The sequence below is a fragment of the Shimia thalassica genome, assembly GCF_001458215.1.
GTDB classification, from domain to species: Bacteria; Pseudomonadota; Alphaproteobacteria; order Rhodobacterales; family Rhodobacteraceae; genus Shimia; species Shimia thalassica.
The window spans coordinates 244193-265836 of record NZ_CYTW01000001.1 but is presented as its reverse complement, the minus strand read 5'-3'; the positions used below and the strand labels follow the sequence as shown (position 1 = coordinate 265836).

Here is a 21644-nt window from a genome sequence, read left to right as displayed (position 1 = left end):
CCAAAACATGACAGACTGGCGACTTTGGCTTGGCAATGGCTGACAAAGCTCTAAGCTTACATACCAGCCTCATAAGCGGACAAAAAATGCTTGCCAAACTCTTCCCATTCGCCTGCCTTATTGTGGCTGCCTGTTCATTTTCACAGGTCGCAACAGCTTCTCCGCAATATGTTGGTAGCGAGGTCTGCGCCGATTGCCACACGGAAGAAACCGAAGCATGGCAAGGATCGCACCACGATCTGGCGTGGACGGACCCTGCTGACGGGCACATCATCGCCGACTTTTCCGGCACTGAGTTCTCTTTGAATGGGGTCATTTCCAAGTTCACCCAAGAAGACGGGCAACCCTTTATCGAAACCGATGGGCCCGACGGGACGTTGACAAAATACCCCGTTGCCGGCGTGATTGGCATAACGCCTTTGCAGCAATATGCGATTGAAACGGCGCCCGGCCACCTTCAAAGCTTTGACGTAACATGGGACGCTTTTGGCGAAGAATGGTTCCATCTCTACCCTGATCAGAACCTGAAAGCGTCCGACGGTTTGCATTGGACGGGCCCTTACAAAACCTGGAACAGCCGTTGCGCCGAATGTCATGCCACGGATTATCAACGCAACTTTGATCCCGCGACCAAAACCTATGACAGCACGGCCTCGGAAATCGGCGTTGGCTGTGAATCCTGCCACGGCCCCGCATCAGAGCATGTGAACTGGGCAAGTGATGCCCCCTTGCGTGATCCCTCTCCCGATCTGTCGCCCCTCGGGCTTGTGGTTGATTACGCCCAAGGCAACAATGAGACTCAGATCCAGCAATGCGCAACATGCCATTCACGACGCGAACCACTGCTGAGCGGCAGCCCAATGCCCGGCACGCCGTTTCATGACGCCTATCGCCTGTCGACCCTGCGCCAAGGGCTTTATCATCCCGACGGACAGATTCAGGACGAGGTCTATGTCTATGGATCATTCCTACAATCCAAGATGTATCAAAAGGGTGTCGTCTGCTCGGATTGCCATGATGTTCATTCGGGTAACAGGGTGGCCGAGGGCAATGCAGTCTGCACGCAATGCCATAACGAGGTCGGAAACGACCGCTTCCCAACCCTGCCTCTTGCAGAGTTTGACACGCCGGAACACCACTTTCACAAAGCGGGCAGCGAAGGCGCCCAATGCAAAAGCTGCCATATGATCGAACGCACCTACATGGGTGTCGACGGCAGACGTGATCATTCCTTCCGCATTCCGCGCCCCGATCTGAGTGTTGAGACAGGCTCTCCTAATGCCTGCAGCGACTGTCATGCAGACCGCAGCCCCAATTGGGCCGCACGACAAGTGGCACGGTGGTATCCGGCTTCGGACAAACGGGGCCCGCATTTCTCTCAGGTCTTTCACGCCGCCCGCCAAGGTGATGCAACACGCGCATCCGATCTGATTGATCTCGCGCTTTACGAAGCATTGCCGGGCATTGTGCGTGCCACGGCCCTCGATCTGCTGATCCCGTTCTCGTCAAAAGAGATCGCCGACCGGACCGCAGGATTGCTCGATGATCCCGATCCCTTGGTGCGCGTCTCTGCCCTCGCCCTTCAGCGGGGTGCAGGATCGGTCAATCTGGTGTCGCGCGTTCTGCCCCTGACAGAGGACACATCCCGTGCGGTTCGTATCGCGGCGGCACGCGAGTTGCTCGGTGCGCCAATCGCCCGACTGCCAGAGCGTCAGGAAAAGAGCATGCGGATTGCATCTCAGGAATGGCAGCAAAGCCTTGCCAGCAAATTCGACTTCCCTGAAACCCAGATGGTCATGGCCGGCATCGGATTGCGAACCCGCAATTTTGACAGCGCCCTGGCCTCGTTTCGGGAGGCCGTTGCCATGGATCCACAGCTTGTCCAGTCTTGGGTTATGATCGTGCGCATTCAGGCTGCGACCAACCGAACGGATGCCGCACGAGAAACCCTTAAGGCCGCTCTGGCGCTTAATCCCGGCGACCAGAACCTGCTAAACTTGCAAAGACAGCTTCCTTAGCATTCCCCCTCATTGGGGGGAAAAGCAGACCAAGAATCACCATGAATGACGTAGCTGGAGCAGCTATTGATTACTTACTGCGAATCGCCCCTCGCACCCACATTGGAACCAATTTTCCATTTTTCGACGCACTGTTGATGCTATGGATACAATCACTGCCCCACGCCGTATCCCATTGGCCACGGTAAACGCCCCCCTAAAAACCGAAGCATTGGTTCCATTTAGGAAACACACCCCCACAAACTGGTTTCTGATTGGCGTAAAATTTGATCGATTCGAGGGTATTGGCTGTGATTTCGTGTCCAAACAGGCCCAATCTTTGCCACATTTTGGCCATATTCACGAAACAATCCCCAAAAAATTGCCTCTTGAATCCCGCTTAAAACAAGGGGGATCGCGGTAAAAAGTCTGTAGTTTTTTCACAAAAATCGAAGGTTTTGGTTTCGTTAACGACCTGCTTGGCCCATATTTATGCCACGCCCAACTGGGGGGCGTTATGTGGCTAGGGGCGGCCAACCGAAAAATTTGAGAGCATCTGGCAGATGTGACCGGCGCATTGCGTGTATCGGAACCGAGAAGGTGTGTTCACCGTCTGGCTCCTGCGTATGGCGAGGTTGCTATCGAGCGTAGAGTGAAAAATGGGAAGAGGTTGCTATGGCTGATCCTAAAGGACCTGGCGTTGTAGACGGTACTATTAATGACGATCTGATTGACGCGACTTACGTGGATGCAGATGGAGATTCAGTGACGGAAGGAGACGATATTATCGTCGGCGTCGCAGGATCGGACACAATCGAAGGCCTCGGTGGCGACGATACGATTATCGGCGACAGCAGCCCGATGACGACAAGCGCTTCGACCGTTATAGATTTCAATGACCTCGCTGCAGGCACGCTGGTTGATGACCAATATCCCGGTGTGCAGATCCTGTCATTCGACGGCAACACGCCGACAATGATTTTTGACACCTCCAATCCAACGGGTGGGGATACCGATCTCGCCACGGACAACCTCGGCGGCGTTTTGATCCTGTCTGAAGACGGAGACACTTCCGATCCGGACGACAACGCAGACGGCGGCCTGATGGGCTTCCGCTTTGACGAGCCCGTCGCGATTGAGAGCCTGACTTTCCTTGACATCGAAGAAGGCGCCACAGTGCGGTTCTACGATGTGAATGGCGACCTGATCCAGGAAACAACCGTCGATGCAACCGACGACAATGGCCAGATTGTTCAAGAGTTTGACGTTGCGCGCGTTTCCAAGATGATTGTTGCCCTGCCCAGCTCTGGCGCAATCGACAACCTGACCTACTCAAGCTCTGATCCCGGCGTGACCAATGTTGGTGGCGACGATGTTATCATTGGTGGCGACGGGGACGACGTTATCTATGGCAACGATGGTGACGACACGATCGACTCGTCTTCTGGCGAGCTTGCCGGCCTTCCGGATCTTGGCTTCCCCTCGTACATGGGCCTTCCCGAAGTAGCTGAAGATGCAGACCCGGAGAATGACCTCGACTTTGTCGACGGTGGTGCAGGCAACGATGTTATCTTTACCGGCGATGATAGCGACACCGTTTTGGGTGGCACCGGTAACGACTTTATCAATGCAGGCCTTGATGCAGACTCAATCACCGGCGGTGACGGCGATGACACCATCATCGGTGGCGAAGGCTCTGACACAATCACCGGCGACGATGGTGATGACCTGATTTATGGCGGTCTTGGTGGTGACGCACCTGATGTGTTCAACATTCGTGACGATGGCTCGGTTGGCGACCCCGACCCTGTCACCGACAACGGTCAGGACCTGATCTCTGGTGGTGCCGGAAACGATACCATCTTCGGTCAGGACGATGACGACACGATTGACGGTGGTGAAGGCGATGACCTGATCGACGCTGGTATCGACGATGACGTCGTAACAGGCGGCGTCGGCAACGACACCATCATTGGTGGTCAAGGCCAAGACACCCTGAGTGGTGGCGACGACCGCGATGACTTTATCGGCGGCGACGGCTTGGACAGCATCGTTGGCGGCGAAGGCGGCGATGATGTCGATACGTTGGATCTGCGCGGCATGGGGCCCGTTGCGATCATCTACACCACACCCGACAACGAAGACGGCGTGGCTGTAATCGGCAACACTGGTGAAGTGTTCACGTTCGAAGAAATCGAAAACGTCCTTTATGACGAACTGCTTGATCCCGATGGCGTTGTCGAAGGCACGTTCGATTCCGATGTCATTGACGTCGAATATGATGGTGACCCGAACGGTGACTTCGTCGACAACGACGATGCGCTTCTGCCCGGTCAAGTTGGCGACGATGACATCATTATCGCAAAAACCGGCGACGACACTGTCATCGCTGGCTTAGGCGACGATCTGGTGTTCTCGGGTGACGGCGACGATATCGTCGACAGTAGCTTTGGCGAAGACACGCTGTACGGCAATGACGGCGACGACTATCTCGATGGTCGCGACGACGATGACGTTCTGATCGGCGGCGAAGGCGCAGACACCCTGTTCGGGGGCGACGGCAACGACGTGGCTCTGGGCGGCGAAGGCGACGACTTTATCGCAACAGGTAGCGGCGACGATACCGCACTTGGTCATGACGGCGACGACTTTATCGATGCCTTTACTGGCAACGACATGGTGTCCGGTGGCGCTGGCAACGACGCTCTGGTCGGTAACGACGGCGACGATACACTTGACGGTGGCGAAGGCGACGACGTCATTGAAGGCGGCGAAGGCGACGACATCATTGATGGCGGCGAAGGCGACGACCTGATCTTTACCGACGATGGCGTTGATAGCGCCGAGGGCGGTACTGGCGCTGACACGATGATTTCCGGTGGCGGCGAAGACACGCTGTCTGGTGGCGATGATCAAGACTTCTTTATCGGCACTCCTGGCAACGTGATCATTGGTGGCGAAGGCGGCATTGACGAAGATACGCTGGTTGTGAACGGACCGGCCGAGATTGAATATCTCGGTGGTGACCCGGACAGCGAAGCCGGCACAGTGTTCTTCCTGGATGATCTTGGTGATCGCACTGGCGAAACGCTGGAATTCTCGGAAATCGAGACTGTGGTCATCCGCGATCTGCCCGGCGACGGTGTCGTTGAAGGGACATCGGGCGACGATCTGATCGACGCGGCCTATGTTGGTGATCCTGAGGGCGACCTCATGGACAACTTCGATGGCTTCGACAACGTCACCGAAACAGACCTTTTTGCTGGCACACCCAACACATTTGTTGAACTACCCGGCGGTCCTTACACCAATGACAACCGCGATGCGGTTCTGGCAGGTGACGGCGACGATACTGTATACGGCAACTATGGCGACGACGTCATCTATGGCGGTGAGGGCAACGACGTTCTGGACGGTGGTCTGGGTCGTGACGACCTTATCGGCGAAGGCGGCGACGATCTGATGATCAACACTGCCGGTGTATCGCGGATGTTTGGCGGCACCGGAAATGACACCTTTATTGGTGGTGGCCAGTCCGACCTGATGTATGGCGGCGACGATGATGACATCTTCGCGGGCAACGAAGGTAACGATATTATCGAAGGCGAAGGCGGCAACGATACGATCGACGGCGGCCTCGGCGGCGACACCATTGATGGTGGTGATGGCGACGACAGCATCACAGGTGGCTTGGGTGATGACGAAATCACCACAGGTGCAGGCAACAACTATGTTGATGCCGGTCTGGGTGACAACAACATCATCGCAGGCGAAGGCAATGATACACTGATCGGCGACGCCGGATCGGATACGATCGACGGTGGCGCTGGCGAAGATACCATTGCTGGCGGCGCTGGTGACGATACGCTGATGGGTGGCCTCGGGGACGATACAATCGTCGGCGGTGCTGGTCAGGATGACCTGAGCGGTGGCGCAGGCAGCGATGTCATTACCGGTGGTACGCCCGGCGTCTTCGGTGAGGACGCGGTCGGCACAACCCCTGACCTGATTGCCGGCGGTGACGGCGACGACACTCTGGACGGGTCTTCCGGCGACGACACCATGTTTGGTGGCGACGACAATGACGAACTCTACGGCGGTACCGGCGCTGACGAGATGTACGGTGGCGACGGTGCCGATCTTCTCAGCGGCGATCAGGAATATGATATCCTGACCGGCACCGTGATGGATCCAAGCGACGCAGCGCTGGCTCTTGAACCATCGCATGACACCATCTTGGGTGGCGACGGTGATGACACCCTGATCGGTGGCACCGGCGACGATAGCCTTGAGGGCGAAGGCGGCGACGATCTTCTGGAAGGCGGCGAAGGCAGCGATACGCTGATCGGCGGAGAAGGCAACGATACAATCGACCTCGGTGGCGACACCACAGGCGAAGTTGACGTTGCATCCGGTGGTGATGACGAAGATACGTTCATCAATGTCAGCACCAATGCAACCGTTGTCGGCGGAGAAGGCGGCGTTGACTTTGACACGCTTGACCTGACGGGTTCGGGTGATCCGGATGGCAGCTATACAATCACCTACGATCCAACTGATCCGACCTTTGATCCGGTTGCCGGAACAGGTGAAAGCGGCACGGTTGAGTATTTCGACGCTGGCGGCGCCTCTATTGGCACACTGACGTTCTCCGAGATCGAAAACGTGATTTGCTTCACTCCGGATACTGCAATCCTGACACCGGTTGGCGAAGTGCCCGTGCAGAACCTCAGAGTTGGTGACAAGGTCGTCACCCGTGATAACGGGCTTCAGACCATCCGTTGGGTCGGCAAGAAACGTCTCTCGGGTCACAGCCTGATTGGACGTCCGAACTTGCGCCCAGTCATGATCCGCGCCGGATCTTTGGGCCCGAACTTGCCCGAGCGCGACATGATGGTTTCACCAAACCACCGGATGCTGCTTGTGGGCTCACAACCCCAGCTGATGTTCGATGAACGCGAAGTTCTGGTTGCGGCCAAGCACATGCTTCACTTCAACGGCGTGCATCAGGTCGAAACCGGCGGCGTCGAGTATGTCCACTTCCTGTGTGACAATCACGAAGTCGTCCTCGCGAACGGCGCATGGAGCGAAAGCTTCCAGCCTGGCGAATTCTCGATGGGTGGAATGGGCCTCGAGCAGCAACGGGAGATTTTCGAAATCTTCCCAGAGTTGCGGTCGCAAGGCGGCCTCAACGACTACTCCGCGGCACGCCTCACACTGAAGCGTCACGAAGCAGAGCTTCTAGGGTAAAGAACCTAACATATTGATTTAAAAGGCGGCCTTCGGGTCGCCTTTTTTGGTTTTATCCCGACGCAAAAGGGTGTTGACACGACTCATCAAATTTACTTAACATGTAAAGTATAAAGCCAGGGAGTGAACATGCCGCATTTTCAAATCGACTATTCCGGCAACCTCGAAGAGGTCGTTGATATGGCTGGGCTGTGCGAACACATTCGTGCAACGGCCTCGCAAATCGAGACATTTCCGATGGCGGGTATTCGGGTCCGCGCCGTGCGTGTTGACCATTACGCCATCGCTGACGGCAACCCGAAACATGGCTTTATCGATATCTCGATCCGCCTGCGTGCAGGCCGCGCCGACGATGTCAAAAAAGACGCCACGACACGAATTTTCGAAGCCGCCAAAGCGTTTCTTGCACCGGTCATGGCCTCGCATCCCGTCGCACTCTCACTTGAGATGCGCGACATCGACCCCGCCCTTTCGCCCAAAACGGGCACAATCCGAGACCACCTGGAGAGCTGACATGAGTGCGCTGGAACAGAACATCGAAAAACTGAGCGGCTACCTCAAGCGCTTCAAAGAAACCGGAATCCTGAACCGGATCGCAGGGGAAGACTACGCCGGAGGTTCAGGCACCTTTGAAACAACTTCGCCGGTCGACAAATCCGTTATCTGTCATGTCGCGCAAGGCACAGCAGACGACATAGATGCCGCGGCCAAATCTGCCGCTGCCGCTTTCCCTGCCTGGCGCGACATGCCAGCAACAGAACGGCGTAAAATCCTGCTGAATGTGGCCGCTGCAATCGAAGAAAGGGCAGAAGAAATCGCCCTGTGCGAATGCTGGGACACCGGCCAGACGTTGCGGTTCATGTCCAAAGCTGCCCTGCGCGGCGCGGAAAACTTCCGGTATTTTGCGGATCAGGTTGTTCAGGCCCGTGACGGACAGCACCTTCAGTCACCGACCCTTATGAACATCACCACCCGAAAACCAATCGGACCGGTAGGTGTGATTACGCCTTGGAACACGCCCTTTATGCTGTCGACATGGAAGATCGCACCGGCACTGGCTGCGGGCTGTACGGTTGTTCATAAACCTGCCGAGGCCTCTCCATTGACCGCCCGCCTGCTTGTCGAAATCGCAGAAGACGCGGGCCTGCCACCAGGCGTCCTAAACACTGTGAACGGGTTTGGCGAAGAGGCAGGCAAGGCTCTGACCGAACACAAGGCGATCAAAGCCATCGCCTTTGTCGGAGAAAGCCGCACCGGCTCTATCATCACGAAACAAGGGGCCGACACCCTGAAACGCATGCATCTCGAACTCGGCGGCAAGAACCCTGTGATTGTCTTTGCCGATGCAGATCTCGAGCGTGCTCTCGATGCGGTCATCTTCATGATCTATTCCATCAATGGCGAACGCTGCACGTCTTCGTCACGCTTGCTGGTCCAGGACAGCATTCGCACCGAATTCGAAGCCAAACTTGTCGAGCGCGTCAACAATATCAAAGTAGGGCACCCCCTTGATCCCGCAACCGAAGTGGGCCCACTGGTTACGCAGGAACACTTCTACAAAGTCACCAGCTATTTCGATATCGCCCGCGATGACGGCGCAACTATTGCGGCTGGCGGCGTCACAGTTGGCGAAGAAGGTTACTTTGTCCGCCCAACCCTGTTTACCAATGCGACAAATGACATGCGCATTGCCCAAGAAGAAATCTTTGGTCCTGTTCTGACCTCAATCCCGTTTTCGACCGAAGAAGAGGCCCTGCAACTGGCCAATGATACGGATTACGGCCTCACCGGATACCTCTGGACCAACGATCTCACGCGGGCCTTGCGCTTTACCGATAGTCTCGAGGCCGGAATGATTTGGGTGAACTCCGAAAACGTCCGGCACCTGCCCACACCGTTTGGCGGCGTCAAATCAAGTGGCATCGGCCGCGATGGCGGAGATTGGTCCTTCGAATTCTACATGGAACAGAAGCACGTCGGATTCGCGACGGGCCAACACAAGATCATGCGCCTCGGTGCCTGAAGGCTTCTTCTGGCCAAAAATATCCCGGGGAGTGTGAGGGGCTGGCCCCTCACGCCCCACATCTCCAAGGGAGGAACCTATGGGAGAAATCGTTCTCGCTGCTAAGTGCACCCACGTCCCAACCATGCTCATGTCCGAGCAGGAAGGACCGATCAAAGGCGCACGACAGCCTGCCATCGACGGTCACTATGACATTGCCCGCCGCGCCAAGGCCCTTGGCGCAGACACAATTGTGATCTGTGACACGCACTGGGTGATCAATGCCGGCTTTCACATCAACGCCAACGCGCGTTTCGAAGGTGTTTTCACCTCAAACGAGTTTCCCCAGTTTATTAGCGATATGCCCTACGCATACGAGGGAAACCCCGATCTTGGGGACGCCATCGCCAAAGCGGCCACGGACAAGGGTGTCTATACGCTGGCGCATCACCTCGATAGCCTTGAGCTAGAATATGGGTCCCTTGTCCCAATGCGCTTTATGAGCCGCCAACACGATATGAAAGTGGTCTCTATCGCAGCATGGTGCACCGTACACGATCACGATGAAAGCCGCGCCATCGGTGAAGCCATCCGTGAAGCCGTTGAGGCAAGCAACAGCAAAGTATTGCTGGTCGCTTCGGGTTCACTGTCGCACAAGATCTGGTCGAACAAGGACTATGCCCCCAACAACGGTACCTTCACCATTTCAAGCGAGTTCAACCGCCAGATGGATCTGCATGTCCTCGAGATGTGGAAGAACGGCGACCATGCCACCTTCCTCAAGATGCTGCCAGAATATGCCGAACACTGCTGTGGCGAAGGCTCCATGCACGACACTGCGATGCTCTATGGCGCTTTGGGATGGGATAGCTACGACGCAAAATGCGAAGTCGTGACCGAGTATTTCCCATCTTCGGGCACGGGACAAACCAACGTGATCTTCCCGGTCCAATAAAACCCATACGGCCCTCTATTAACTCGATGGTTCGGGGCCGTCACGTTTCTCCATATGACGCAGACACCACGTCTTAAAGACACGGCGATCTGGTCAAAATCCAAGAGGTCAACATGCCTGTACCCGCACCGAACCTGTATCCAGACTTTAACATTGTGCGCCTGAGCCACGTCGAATATCGCGTTCAGGACCTTGCAAAATCCCGTGCTTTCTATGTCGACACTCTGGGGTTGCAGGTCACTTACGAAGATCAGGACCGCATTTATCTGCGCGCAATGGAAGAACGCGGCCATCACTGTATCGTTCTTGTTCAGGCCGACAATTCGGATGTGGGCGTTCTGGGTTTCAAACTGTTTGACGACCCCGACCTTGATAAGGCCGCCGCGTGGTTTGCATCCAAAGGGTTGCCCGTTGACTGGATCGAACGCCCCCATATGGGCCGCACTTTACGCACCCGCGACCCGTGGGGCGTGCCGCTGGAATTCTATGTAAAGATGGACCGCCTCGCGCCCATCCATCAGAAATACAAACTCTACAATGGCGTAAAGCCATTGCGGATTGATCACTTCAACATGTTCTCGGCAGACGTGGATGCAAGCGTCGCTTTTTATAACGAGATGGGCTTTCGCACGACCGAATACACCGAGGATGCCGAAACGGGCAAAGTCTGGGCCGCATGGATGCATCGCAAGGGCGGTGTGCATGACGTGGCCTTTACCAATGGCAAAGGTCCGCGCTTACACCACACCGCATTCTGGGTGCCAACGCCGCTGAACATCATCGACTTGCTTGATCTGATGGCCACCACCGGCTGGGTTGATAATATTGAACGTGGTCCCGGTCGGCACGGGATTTCAAATGCCTTTTTCCTCTATATCCTTGACCCTGACGGTCACCGGATCGAGATTTACTGTTCCGACTATCAAACAGTTGACCCTGATCTTGAAGCCATCAAATGGGACCTGAAAGACCCCCAGCGCCAAACACTTTGGGGGGCCGCTGCGCCACGGTCGTGGTTTGAACACGGATCGGTCTTTGAAGGTGCCGATTTGAAAGAATCCGCCCTCAAGGCACAACCCATCATCGCGCCCTGAGCGCAGACGTTGGTTTTGAAAAGTTGAAGCAGGAAACATGATGAAACTAGCAACGATACGCGCCGACAACGCACAGCTTTACGGGGCAATCCTCGAAGACGGGTTTGTGAACCTCACGCCCGATTTTCCGCAATGGCCAACCCTTTATGATGCAATCTCGGCAGGTGGATTCGACCAGCTTTTGTCGATGGCTGAGGGGCGAACTGCCACCCATACCGACTTCACCTATGAGATGGTCTTGCCAAACGCGCCGCGTATTCTGTGCGTTGGGGTCAACTTCCCTGATCGCAACGCGGAATACAAAGACGGCAGCGCCCAGCCAAAATACATGTCGCTCTTTCCCCGTTTTGCCAGCGGCTTTACTGGGCATGGACAAAATCTGGTCCGCCCCCCTGAAAACCACACTCTGGACTATGAGGGCGAGGTCGCCATCGTGATCGGCAAATCCGGCCGACGCATCGCGGCCGAGAACGCATATGACCACATCGCTGCACTGACACTTTGTAACGAAGGCACCATTCGCGATTGGGTGCGTCATGCCAAGTTCAACGTCACGCAGGGTAAGAATTGGGACCGCTCCGGTGCGATCGGCCCTTGGCTTGTCCCATTCACGGATCCATCTCAATTGGACGATGCTCGGATCATCACGCGGGTGAACGGCGAAGTGCGCCAAGACGATGTGCTGAGCCGAATGATGTTCCCGATCCGTGAGGAAATCGCGTATATTTCAACGTTCATGACGCTTCAGCCCGGAGACATTATTGTTACCGGAACGCCCACGGGCGCTGGCGCCCGGTTCGACCCGCCAAGATACCTCAAACCCGGTGACGTTGTTGAGATCGAGGTGAACGGGATCGGGACGTTAACAAATGGTGTCGAGGACGAAGCATGACACCTGAACAGCACAACGCCGCCGCGGCTTCGTTGATTGATGCCGAAAAGGCAGGTCGCCAGATTGGTCTTTTGTCTTTGCAGTATCCCGACATCGACATGAACGATGCCTATGCCATTCAATCGGCGCTGGCTGCGCAAAAGCTTGCAGAAGGGCGCAAGGTGGTCGGATGGAAGATCGGGCTCACCTCGAAGGCAATGCAATATGCCCTGAACATCGATATTCCGGATAGCGGTGTTTTGTTTGACGATATGGTTTTTCCACACGGCGGAACCGTCCCTGCCGGACGGTTTATCCAACCGCGCATCGAGGCCGAGATCGCCTTTGTGATGAAAGCACCTTTGTCTGGGTCTGCGATCACCCGTGAGGACGTCATCGCCGCAACGGATTATGTCGCCCCAAGTCTCGAAATCCTGGACACGCGCATTTTACGTGCTGACCCAGCAAGCGGACAAGCCCGCAATGTGTTCGACACCATCAGTGACAACGCCGCAAATGCCGGTCTTGTTCTTGGCCCACAGAAACACGCTATTGATGCTTGCGATCTGCGCTGGGTCGGCGCGATTGTGTCACGCAATGGCGAAGTCGAGGAAACAGGTCTGGGCGCGGGTGTCTTGAATGACCCCGTCGAAAGTGTCGTTTGGCTTGCGCGCAGAATGCAGACATACGGCCAACAGATCGAAGCTGGACAAGTGATCCTGTCTGGGTCTTTCATTCGTCCTGTAGAGTGTCCCAGCGGCACACATATCCATGCCGACTTCGGAGCTTTCGGCTCTGTCGCGTGCAATTTTGCCTAAAGGGAACACCCATGCCTGCGCCTCATAACTCGTTCAAAACTGCCCTAGCCAAAGGGGATGCCCAAATCGGTTTGTGGGTTGTTGCCTCGGAGGCATCCGTTACCGAAATGATCGGCACTGCAGGTTTCGACTGGCTGGTTCTGGATGGTGAACATGCCCCGAACGACATTCGCAGCTTGCGGGATTCTTTGATGGCTCTGAATGGATCAGACAGCCATCCGGTCGTGCGTATTCCCATTGGCGAAACGTGGATGGTCAAACAGGTTCTTGATGCCGGTGCGCAAACCGTTCTGGTCCCGATGGTCGACACAGCCGAACAAGCGCGCGATATGGCCCTGGCGATGCGGTATCCGCCTCTTGGCGTGCGCGGCATGGGGGCGACGGGTGCGCGCGCTTCGCGGTTTGGCGAGATCACTGATTATGTCGCGACTGCGAATGACGAAGTGTGCCTGTTGGTTCAGGCCGAGAGCCGCGCCGCCATTGCAAATCTGGACGACATCTTGACCGTTGAAGGCGTTGACGGTGTTTTCATCGGCCCTGCGGACCTGTCTGCCGACATGGGGTTCCCCGGTGCCGCCTCAGCGCCAGAGGTCCAAGAAGTCATCACCGACGCCATCAAACGGATTACTTCGTCGGGCAAGGCAGCGGGGATTTTGACGCAATCTCTAGATGACGCGAAAACCTATCTGGAACTGGGCGCAACATTTGTTGCGGTCGGCATCGACATGGTGATGTACGCCAAAGTCACACGTCAGCTTTGCAAAGACGCCAAAGCGTTGCTCTGACGCTGGACAACCCTTGGCCATAGCGCCGATAAAGGCGGTATGGCTGGACAGACAGAAACCATCATCGCTGCAATCCTCGGGGATATCGAAGCAGGCACGCTTAATCCCGGCGACGGGATTGACGAACAGGCTTTGGCCTTGCGTCTTGGCGTGTCACGCACGCCGCTGCGCGAGGCGATGATCCAGCTTGAAACTGCTGGCCTAATCACCCGATTGCCCCGCAAGGGCGCCGTTGTGTTTCGTCCCACACTAGAAGAATTTCTGGCGATCCTTGAAGTGCATGCAAAGCTGGAAGGTCAGGCCGCGGGCCTTGCTGCACGGCGCTTGTCCAAAGAACATGCCGAAAACCTCGAAAGTGTTGTCCGTGCCTGCGAAGCCCACGCTGCCGAGAAGGGTGACGATGATCCGGACGCCTATTACCAGCTGAATATGCGGTTTCACGAAATCATTGCGATTGCAGCGGGCAACCCGTTCCTGCTTGAGATGATAAAAACCAACGCCCGCAAACTGATGGCCTATTATCGCGCGAGGTATCAATACGTCGGTGCAATCGCCGCCTCTGCAAAAGAACACCGCGAGATTGCAACTCTGATTACAAAGCGAGACGCAGACGCCGCCGAAAAGCGCATGGCACGCCACGTCCAGTTTGACCAAGTCACCGCAATGGATCTGCTGGCGGTTCTGGGCTAGTCAAAGGTGCGTGCCGCTCTTTAGTGCTTGGTCGCCCACTCGAAAAATCCGATAATTTGCTTGCCAAAGACGTCGCGGTCCGCCGTGTTTTTCAAAGACGCCCGCGCTGCTTCTGTCACTTCTGCGCCAACGTAGTCTTCTGTTTCCTCGACAAGGTCTGCAATGAAGCTGTCTGTCATTTCGGGATGATACTGTGTCGTAAAGATATGGCGCCCTTTGACATACCCCCCGACCATGCAATCGGGACCAGAAGAAACAACATGCGCGCCTTCGGGCAATTCAACCACCTGCTCGATATGGCTGGCATAAAGACCAACCTGCGCAGGGCGCGCGCACCACGGCAGGTCACCAACCGAATCGGTTCGCGCATACCCATGCACCCAGCCTTGTGGATTTGGCGACACTGTCCCACCCAATGCTAGGGCGATGGCCTGATGACCAAAGCATGCTCCAAAAACGGGCACGGCATGTCGATCCATGTCGCGGATCAACTCGAAAAGCTGTGCAACCCACGCATCGGAGTCATGGACCGATGCAGGGCTTCCAGTAATCAGAGCGCCGTCAAACTCTTGAATATCAACCGGAAACTCACCGTCTTTGACCGAAAATACAGCGCAATCCCAATCCGGTCGCTGCTCTTGAATCAGGGTGGTGAATTTCTCACCATCCTTTGGGTGAGCCTGCGCAAAGTCGCTTTCATCCGTGTTGGTCATCAGGATTGCCAGTCGCATTTTGATCTCCGGGCATTTTTCATTTTGCATATTTATGATCTCCATATATATACATAACAAAGCAACTAAACAAGCAACAATGGAGGCGCCCTATGACTGTCTGGACACCAAAAGATGACGGCTTTGCCGACCTGACCAGCCACGACACCTTTTCAGAAGGGGTGCCGCACAACACGTTCTCTCGTATGCGCCGCGAAGATCCCGTCTGCTGGACAGACTGGGATCAGGGTAAAGGGTTCTGGTCCATTACACGCCATCAGGACATCACCGAAATGAACCGCACCTTCGATGTCTTTTCATCGGCGCAGGGCATTCGGATGGAAGACCAGACCTACGAAGAATACCTTGCCCGCCGGACCTTTCAGGAAACCGATCCACCTGAGCACATGAAGACACGGATCAAGGTCGCCAAGGCGTTCTCGAAACCCGTTGTTGCAGGTTTTGAACAGGACCTTCGGGATCTGTCGAACCAAATTCTTGATGAGGCGCTGTCAGAGACGGACTTTGATGCCACCAAAGCCATTGCTCGACAGCTACCCATGTTGATGCTGGGGCGCATATTGGGCACCCCAGAGGAAGACCTGCCCTGGCTGGTGGAAAAAGGGGACGCCCTGATTGCCAATACAGATCCGGATTTCACCGATCATGTGCTGGACAAGATGACGACCGACGAATTTCGCATGATGCCCTTCAACTCGCCCGCCGGTGCGGAACTGTTTCAATACGCAAAAGAGCTGATGGCGCACAAAAACGCGACCGGCGACACGAACGGCGTTCTGCACCTGATCTTGCAACCTGACAAAGACGGCAACACCATTTCGGAAGAAGAGTTTCGCAATTTCTTTTGTTTGCTAGTCGCGGCTGGCAACGACACCACGCGATATTCGATTGCCGCAGGCATTCAGGCCATGTGCCATCAGCCAGAATTGCTGACCCAGATGCAGACCGGTGGCGATGCTCTTTGGGAATTGGCACCAGATGAAATCATCCGTTGGGCCACCCCCGCCTTGTACTTCCGCCGGACGTTGACCCGCGATTTCGAGGCGCACGGAAAAACCATGCGCGAAGGCGACAAGGTTCTGTTCTGGTGGTCTTCGGCCAATCGGGATGACGAGGTCTTCGACAATCCTTTCCGCGTAGACCTTATGCGCAGCCCGAACAAGCACATGTCGTTTGGCCAATCCGGTCCGCATGTGTGTCTGGGCATGTGGCTCGCGCGCCTGGAAGTGCGCGTTCTGTTCCAAGAGCTTTCCAAGCGGCTGAAAAGCATAGAAGCTAATGGCGAGCAAAAATTCCTGCGATCCAACTTTGTCGGCGGCATCAAAGAATTGCCTGTCCGTGTGAAACTTAATTGAGGGAGGCCAAGATGAGAGACCGTCTGCGCGCCGTATTCTGCGACCACCTTTCCATCATGCGGGGCAAATACCTGCCCGCGTCCAAGCTGGCCGATTCCGAGACACGGTTCTGCCGGTCTACCTTTGGCGTCCATTACGACAAGGACCTGCTGCCCGCCCCCGGCGCCATGATGATGGAGGGGCTGCCGGATATGGAGTTGCGCTGGAAACATGACGACATCCGTGACAGCTGGGACCCTCACACCAAGATTGTACTGGGCGACCTGTATGATCACGAAGGCGCCAACCTGCCCTTGTGCCCGCGCGGTGCCCTCAAACGCGCCGTCGCGGCGTGGGAGGCAAAAGGGCTGACTCCGAAGGTCGGTATCGAACTCGAAGCCTTTGCAATGCAAGCCGACAGTGACGGAAACCTGCGCCCTTATGATACGCCGGGTGCCGTTGTGTATGGCACCGGACCGCTGTCTGATCCAATGCGTTTCAACGATGCCATCTGGGAAAAAGCGGACGAATTGGGTTTTCGCCTTGATATGATCACGGCTGAATTCGACGCCCCGCAATTCGAATACACGCTGACATTCGACAATGCAGTACAGGCCGTCGATGACATCGTTCTCTTCCGTCTTATGGCCCGCGAGATTGCGCTGGAACACGGGATTATCCTGACGTTCATGCCCAAACCCATCGCCGAAGCAGGCGGATCCGGCATGCATATCAACTTCTCGTTCTCGGATGTATCAGGTGGAAATGCCCTGTCTTCTGGTGAGCGCAACTTGCCGGACACGCTTAATGATCTGTCCAAACAGTGTCTTGCGGGTGTGTTGCACCACCACAAAGGATTGGCCGGCCTTATCGCGCCAACGGCCAACAGCTATCAACGCCTGCAACCGGGATCGCTGAGCGGTTTCTGGAAGAACTGGGGTGGCGATCATCGCAATGTCACCACGCGGATCAGCTCGGAAGGGGGACCGAAATCTCGGCTTGAGCACCGGATGGCGGACGCCACCGCGAACCCCTACACCGCCGTTGCCGCCGTTTTACAGGCTTCCTTGCTGGGTGTTGAAAACAACTATCCTTTGCAGCCGATTGAAACCGGAGACGGGTTTGAAAGAAGCGACGCAAAAGAAAGCTGCGCCGCGGATCTGAAAGGCGCGGTTTCTGACCTCAAAAAAGATACAGTTTTGGCAGACGCGGTCGGTCGGATGCTCGTCGACAATCACGTTTTCATGAAAGAGAAAGAGGTCAAAAAGACCCGAGATCTCGAAGGCGACGCGCTGCGCGACTTCTATATCTATTTCGTGTGATCCCATCCCCTGTCTCTCGATATCTGCGCATGGGGCCCATCTCGTGGCCCTCGCGCAATCCTTGCAAAGGAGAACATTATGAAAGCCATTTGGAAATTGCCCAATGGAGAAGAAATCACCGCAGAGGTTTCTGACGGCACCAACATGATGCAGGCCGCAGTCGACAACAATGTGCCTGGTGTTGTCGGAGAATGCGGCGGTTGTCTGAGCTGTGCAACCTGCCACGTTTATGTTGATCCGGCCTGGGTGGAAAAGACCGGCGTCGCGGATGATTTTGAAGATGCAATGCTGGATGTCGCCGAGGCCGAACGCACCGACCAAAGTCGCCTAAGCTGTCAGATCGAGGCAAGTGGTGAGCTGGATGGTCTGGTCCTGATTGTGCCACAACCCTGAAGCGGTTTCATCGCACCCTTCAAGAAAAAAGGCGCCCGATTGGGCGCCTTTCTGATTTTAACAAACCCGAGATTTAGCTCACGGCCTTGAGGCCTGTTTCGAGAGACGACAGGATGACCTGAACATCGTCGGACGTCAGAACCAAAGGCGGTGACAGGATGATGTTTGGCCCTGAAACGCGCACCATTGCTCCTGCTTTGTAAGCCTCTTCCTGAATCTTTCCTGCCGAGGCTTTATCGATGGGCGATTTGGTTGCGCGGTCGCTGACAAGTTCAATGGCGCACATCAAACCATGGCCGCCACGCACATCACCAATCACGTCATAGGTCTGCATAAGACCCAGCAAACCGTTGTGAAGTTCCGTACCACGTTCTGCGGCGTTGTCTTTGACATTAAGGCGCAGAGTTTCTTCCAGGCACGCCAAGGCCGCAGCGGCCCCTACCGGATGTCCAGAATACGTATATCCATGGCCAATCGCCGCTTTGCCGGTCTTGTCATTTTCAAACACCTCGGCCACGTGATCGGCGATCATTACGGCGCCAAACGGGAAGTAGCCATTGGTGATCGCCTTGGCCGTGGCCATCATGTCAGGCTGCACACCCCAATGACGTGATCCGGTCCAGCTGCCTGTCCGCCCAAAGGCTGTGATAACTTCGTCCGCGATCAACAAAATACCATTGCGGGTACAGATTTCGCGCACACCCGGCATAAAGCTCTTATGAGGAGGGATCACGCCGCCCGCACCAAGGATCGGCTCCATGATGAAAGCCGCAATTGTGCCTGCGCCCTGGAACGCAACCTCGTCCTCAAAGGCCTGCAGACACAAAGCAGCCAGCTTTTCCGGATCGGCTTCATTGAAGGGATTGCGATAGGTATATGGCGCTGGGATGTGAAAGCAGCCCGGCAAAAGAGGTTCGTATTGGGTGCGGAAATTTGCGTTCCCGTTTACCGAAGCCCCCCCCATGTGCGTGCCATGATAGCCCTTTTTCAAAGACAGGAATTTTGTGCGGCCTTCTTCGCCTTTGACCTTGTGGTATTGCCGGGCAAGACGCAGTGCGGTTTCAACCGAATCTGATCCCCCCGAAGTGTAAAACGCACGTGTCAGACCGTCGGGTGCATAGAAGTCGCGCAGCACCTCTGACAGCTCGATAACCGCGTCATTGGTCGTGCCACGGAAGGTCGAGTAATAGGGCAAAACATCAAGCTGGCGCGCGATGGCGTCTTTGACCGGTTGGCATGAGAAGCCAAGATTGACGTTCCAAAGTCCCCCAACGCCGTCCACAACCTCATGTCCATCTACATCGGTGATGCGCACCCCTTGTGCACCCGTAATGATGGCAGGCGGGTTGTTGAGACTATCGGCGGGATGCGCCATCGGATGCCACAAGGACTTGGCATTTTTTTCTTTTAGGAAATTGCTGTCTTTCATAAGATCAGTCCTTTCGGATCAAGTGGATTAGGCAGGCTCGCCAAGCAACTCGGAGGCCTTGGATTTGAAGGTATCGGGGACAAAACCGCCAAGAAGGCGGGTCAATTCGAGTGACGATCTCAGCACTTCGGTGCGAATGGTGTTCTGAAGATCCGGGGTCATGCGGGCCACTGGTGCAGCAACGGCAACCGCGCCATAGCAGCCCTGCCGCGCGTCGAATACCGGACAGGCATGCGAATGCACATCCATCTCGTGGCCACTGACCGATTCCGCGATACAGGTTCTGGCGGCCTCTTGAAGGCGCTCGCGAATGATCTCGGGATTGGTTTCGGTCTGTTCTGTTTTCTTTTCCAGCGGACCGCTCAGGATCTCGTCCACAAAGGTCGGCGGGCTGAACGCCAGCACGGCGTGTCCTGAACTTGTCGAGTGGAACGCGATCTGTTCGGCGTCTTCCATCGTGACACGTGTCCCGTGAAGGGCGCTGTAGCTGAAACTAACCACCGAGAGTGTCGTGCCTTGACGAATGGACATGTGCGCGGTTTCCCCAGTGCGCTCACACAGGCCGCTCAGCACTTTTTGAGCAACCTCCCGCGTGGGAACAGCCGCTTCTCTAAGGGCGGCGAGTCGGGGAAAAACGGGCCCGAGCCGGTATTCTCGCCCCGTCCCGATCTGCTCAACGAATCCCTGTTCTGCCAATTCGGTCAGCAAACGATACACCGTTGCCTTGTTCATTCCTGACAGGCGAGTCATCTCGCTCAACCCGATTTCAGATCGATATCTCGAGAAATACCCAAGCAAAGACAATCCTTTAGATACAGTCCCCATCGAAAATGCCTCCGCTCCTTGTCTAAATATTAATCCGGGCGGAAATTGATTTTCCGCAGTGTCACTAAAACTGTTGACAGAAATATGCTTAACCTGTCAATCTATTTTCGAACCTTTGGTTTAAATAATGAACCGATCCACAATAACCGGATCTATCAGGGAGACGACTATGAAGACCAAAACCATTCTGGGCGGCGCACTTGCCCTTTCGATGGCCACCATTGGTGGTGCAGCTCTCGCGGAATATCCCGAGAAACCCGTCAGCTTTGTTGTTCCGTGGCCTCCGGGCGATCTGGAAGACGTGCTGACACGCATGATCGCGGAAGACTTTCAAAAGGCTTATGGCGTCTCGGCAGCTGTTGTGAACAAACCTGGCGGCGGCGGCGGCCCTTTCCCCGGTGCTATCGAGGTCGCGACGGCGCCTGCTGACGGCTATACCGTCGGGTCTTTCGTTCCTGCGGTTCCCGTCATCGGTCATGAAATCGGCATTGATGAACTGGCCGACGAAGTGTTCGAACCCATCGGCATTTTCCTGACCTACCCCTTTGTCATCGCGACATCTGGTGATGCGCCTTACTCGTCCATGGGGGAACTCGCCGAGTATGCAAAATCCAACGACGTAGCCCTTGGTCACTTTGGTCAGGTCCTGACACCAACCCAGGTGACTATGGCCTATGCCATCAACGCTGGTTTCGAGTGGGGCTCCGATGCAGCGTTTGACGCACTGGACTGTAACACGCTTGCCTCGGGTGATGCCGATGTCATCAACACCACACTTCAGCTGATCCTGCCTTGCCTCGACAAAGTGAAGGTGTTGACCGCAATCACCGGTGACCGCATCCCGCTGGTGCCAGATGCGCCAACCATCGGAGAGCTGGATTCATCGCTGGATATCGCCCTTTGGAACGGTCTGTTTGTTCACAAGGACACCCCTGCGGATGTCCGTGAAAAAATTGCGGCCGTTGCTGAGAAAACCGTGATGAGCGACCGCGCACAAGCGATTGCAAAAGAAACCGGTGCACAGGTTTACTGGGCAGATGCAGAGGCTTCGGCCGCGATCATCGCTCAGGACAAAGCGACCGGTGCGGTGATCTCGGGTATCCTCGAGTAATTAAGAAAAAACGGGCCGGAGGTACGCAAACCCCCGG

Annotated in this window: 17 protein-coding genes; 14 read left to right on the top strand and 3 right to left on the bottom strand. The window is 55.8% G+C overall.

Going from position 1 to position 21644, the window contains the following annotated elements; genetic code table 11:
* Positions 1–86 precede the first annotated feature (86 nt).
* The 10 genes from PH7735_RS01210 (at position 87) to PH7735_RS01160 (ending at position 14462) form a co-directional block, all read left to right on the top strand.
* Positions 87–2018 (top strand): multiheme c-type cytochrome, encoded by a 1932-nt coding sequence (locus PH7735_RS01210; RefSeq protein WP_058309518.1) that lies wholly within the window; start codon positions 87–89, stop codon positions 2016–2018.
* Positions 2019–2672: 654 nt separating this feature from the next.
* Positions 2673–7247 (top strand): Hint domain-containing protein, encoded by a 4575-nt coding sequence (locus PH7735_RS21125; protein WP_058309516.1) that lies wholly within the window; start codon positions 2673–2675, stop codon positions 7245–7247.
* A 129-nt stretch (positions 7248–7376) separates the two neighbouring features.
* Positions 7377–7760, top strand: a complete 384-nt coding sequence (locus tag PH7735_RS01195) for a 5-carboxymethyl-2-hydroxymuconate Delta-isomerase (RefSeq protein ID WP_058309515.1) — start codon at positions 7377–7379, stop codon at positions 7758–7760.
* A gap of 1 nt (position 7761) precedes the next feature.
* The gene (gene hpaE / locus PH7735_RS01190) at positions 7762–9270 is read left to right on the top strand and encodes a 5-carboxymethyl-2-hydroxymuconate semialdehyde dehydrogenase (RefSeq protein WP_058309514.1); all 1509 of its coding nucleotides are present in this window, start codon (positions 7762–7764) and stop codon (positions 9268–9270) included.
* Between the two features lie 79 nt (positions 9271–9349).
* A complete protein-coding gene (gene hpaD, locus PH7735_RS01185) occupies positions 9350–10204 on the top strand; it encodes a 3,4-dihydroxyphenylacetate 2,3-dioxygenase (protein ID WP_058309513.1) in 855 nt (284 codons plus the stop codon).
* Between the two features lie 113 nt (positions 10205–10317).
* Entirely contained in the window at positions 10318–11298 is a 981-nt protein-coding gene (gene hpaD / locus PH7735_RS01180) for a 3,4-dihydroxyphenylacetate 2,3-dioxygenase (RefSeq protein WP_058309512.1), read from the top strand.
* Positions 11299–11338: 40 nt separating this feature from the next.
* Positions 11339–12190, top strand: coding sequence for a fumarylacetoacetate hydrolase family protein (locus PH7735_RS01175; protein ID WP_058311083.1), 852 nt, complete (start codon positions 11339–11341; stop codon positions 12188–12190).
* Positions 12187–12987, top strand: a complete 801-nt coding sequence (gene hpaH, locus PH7735_RS01170; RefSeq protein WP_058309511.1) for a 2-oxo-hept-4-ene-1,7-dioate hydratase — start codon at positions 12187–12189, stop codon at positions 12985–12987. The genes PH7735_RS01175 and hpaH overlap by 4 nt, the downstream gene beginning before the upstream one ends.
* A gap of 11 nt (positions 12988–12998) precedes the next feature.
* A complete protein-coding gene (locus PH7735_RS01165) occupies positions 12999–13772 on the top strand; it encodes an HpcH/HpaI aldolase family protein (protein WP_058309510.1) in 774 nt (257 codons plus the stop codon).
* 39 nt (positions 13773–13811) lie between these two features.
* Positions 13812–14462: a GntR family transcriptional regulator gene (locus PH7735_RS01160; protein WP_058309509.1), complete on the top strand. Its 651-nt coding sequence runs from the start codon at positions 13812–13814 to the stop codon at positions 14460–14462.
* Positions 14463–14482: 20 nt separating this feature from the next.
* On the opposite strand, the gene PH7735_RS01155 is transcribed toward PH7735_RS01160, so the two are convergent.
* Complete coding sequence (locus tag PH7735_RS01155) at positions 14483–15193, bottom strand: type 1 glutamine amidotransferase (protein ID WP_058311082.1); 711 nt, start codon at positions 15191–15193, stop codon at positions 14483–14485.
* A 92-nt stretch (positions 15194–15285) separates the two neighbouring features.
* On the opposite strand from PH7735_RS01155, the gene PH7735_RS01150 reads away from it, so the two are divergent.
* The 3 genes from PH7735_RS01150 (at position 15286) to PH7735_RS01140 (ending at position 18242) form a co-directional block, all read left to right on the top strand.
* A complete protein-coding gene (locus PH7735_RS01150; RefSeq protein ID WP_058309508.1) occupies positions 15286–16548 on the top strand; it encodes a cytochrome P450 in 1263 nt (420 codons plus the stop codon).
* Positions 16549–16559: 11 nt separating this feature from the next.
* The gene (locus PH7735_RS01145; protein WP_058309507.1) at positions 16560–17849 is read left to right on the top strand and encodes a type I glutamate--ammonia ligase; all 1290 of its coding nucleotides are present in this window, start codon (positions 16560–16562) and stop codon (positions 17847–17849) included.
* A 78-nt stretch (positions 17850–17927) separates the two neighbouring features.
* Positions 17928–18242, top strand: coding sequence for a 2Fe-2S iron-sulfur cluster-binding protein (locus tag PH7735_RS01140; RefSeq protein WP_058309506.1), 315 nt, complete (start codon positions 17928–17930; stop codon positions 18240–18242).
* A 73-nt stretch (positions 18243–18315) separates the two neighbouring features.
* Here the strand turns inward: PH7735_RS01140 and PH7735_RS01135 are convergent, their stop codons facing one another.
* Positions 18316–19671, bottom strand: coding sequence for an aspartate aminotransferase family protein (locus tag PH7735_RS01135; protein ID WP_058309505.1), 1356 nt, complete (start codon positions 19669–19671; stop codon positions 18316–18318).
* 27 nt (positions 19672–19698) lie between these two features.
* Positions 19699–20496, bottom strand: coding sequence for an IclR family transcriptional regulator (locus PH7735_RS01130; protein WP_058309504.1), 798 nt, complete (start codon positions 20494–20496; stop codon positions 19699–19701).
* Between the two features lie 169 nt (positions 20497–20665).
* On the opposite strand from PH7735_RS01130, the gene PH7735_RS01125 reads away from it, so the two are divergent.
* Positions 20666–21607: a tripartite tricarboxylate transporter substrate-binding protein gene (locus PH7735_RS01125; RefSeq protein WP_058309503.1), complete on the top strand. Its 942-nt coding sequence runs from the start codon at positions 20666–20668 to the stop codon at positions 21605–21607.
* Positions 21608–21644 lie beyond the last annotated feature (37 nt).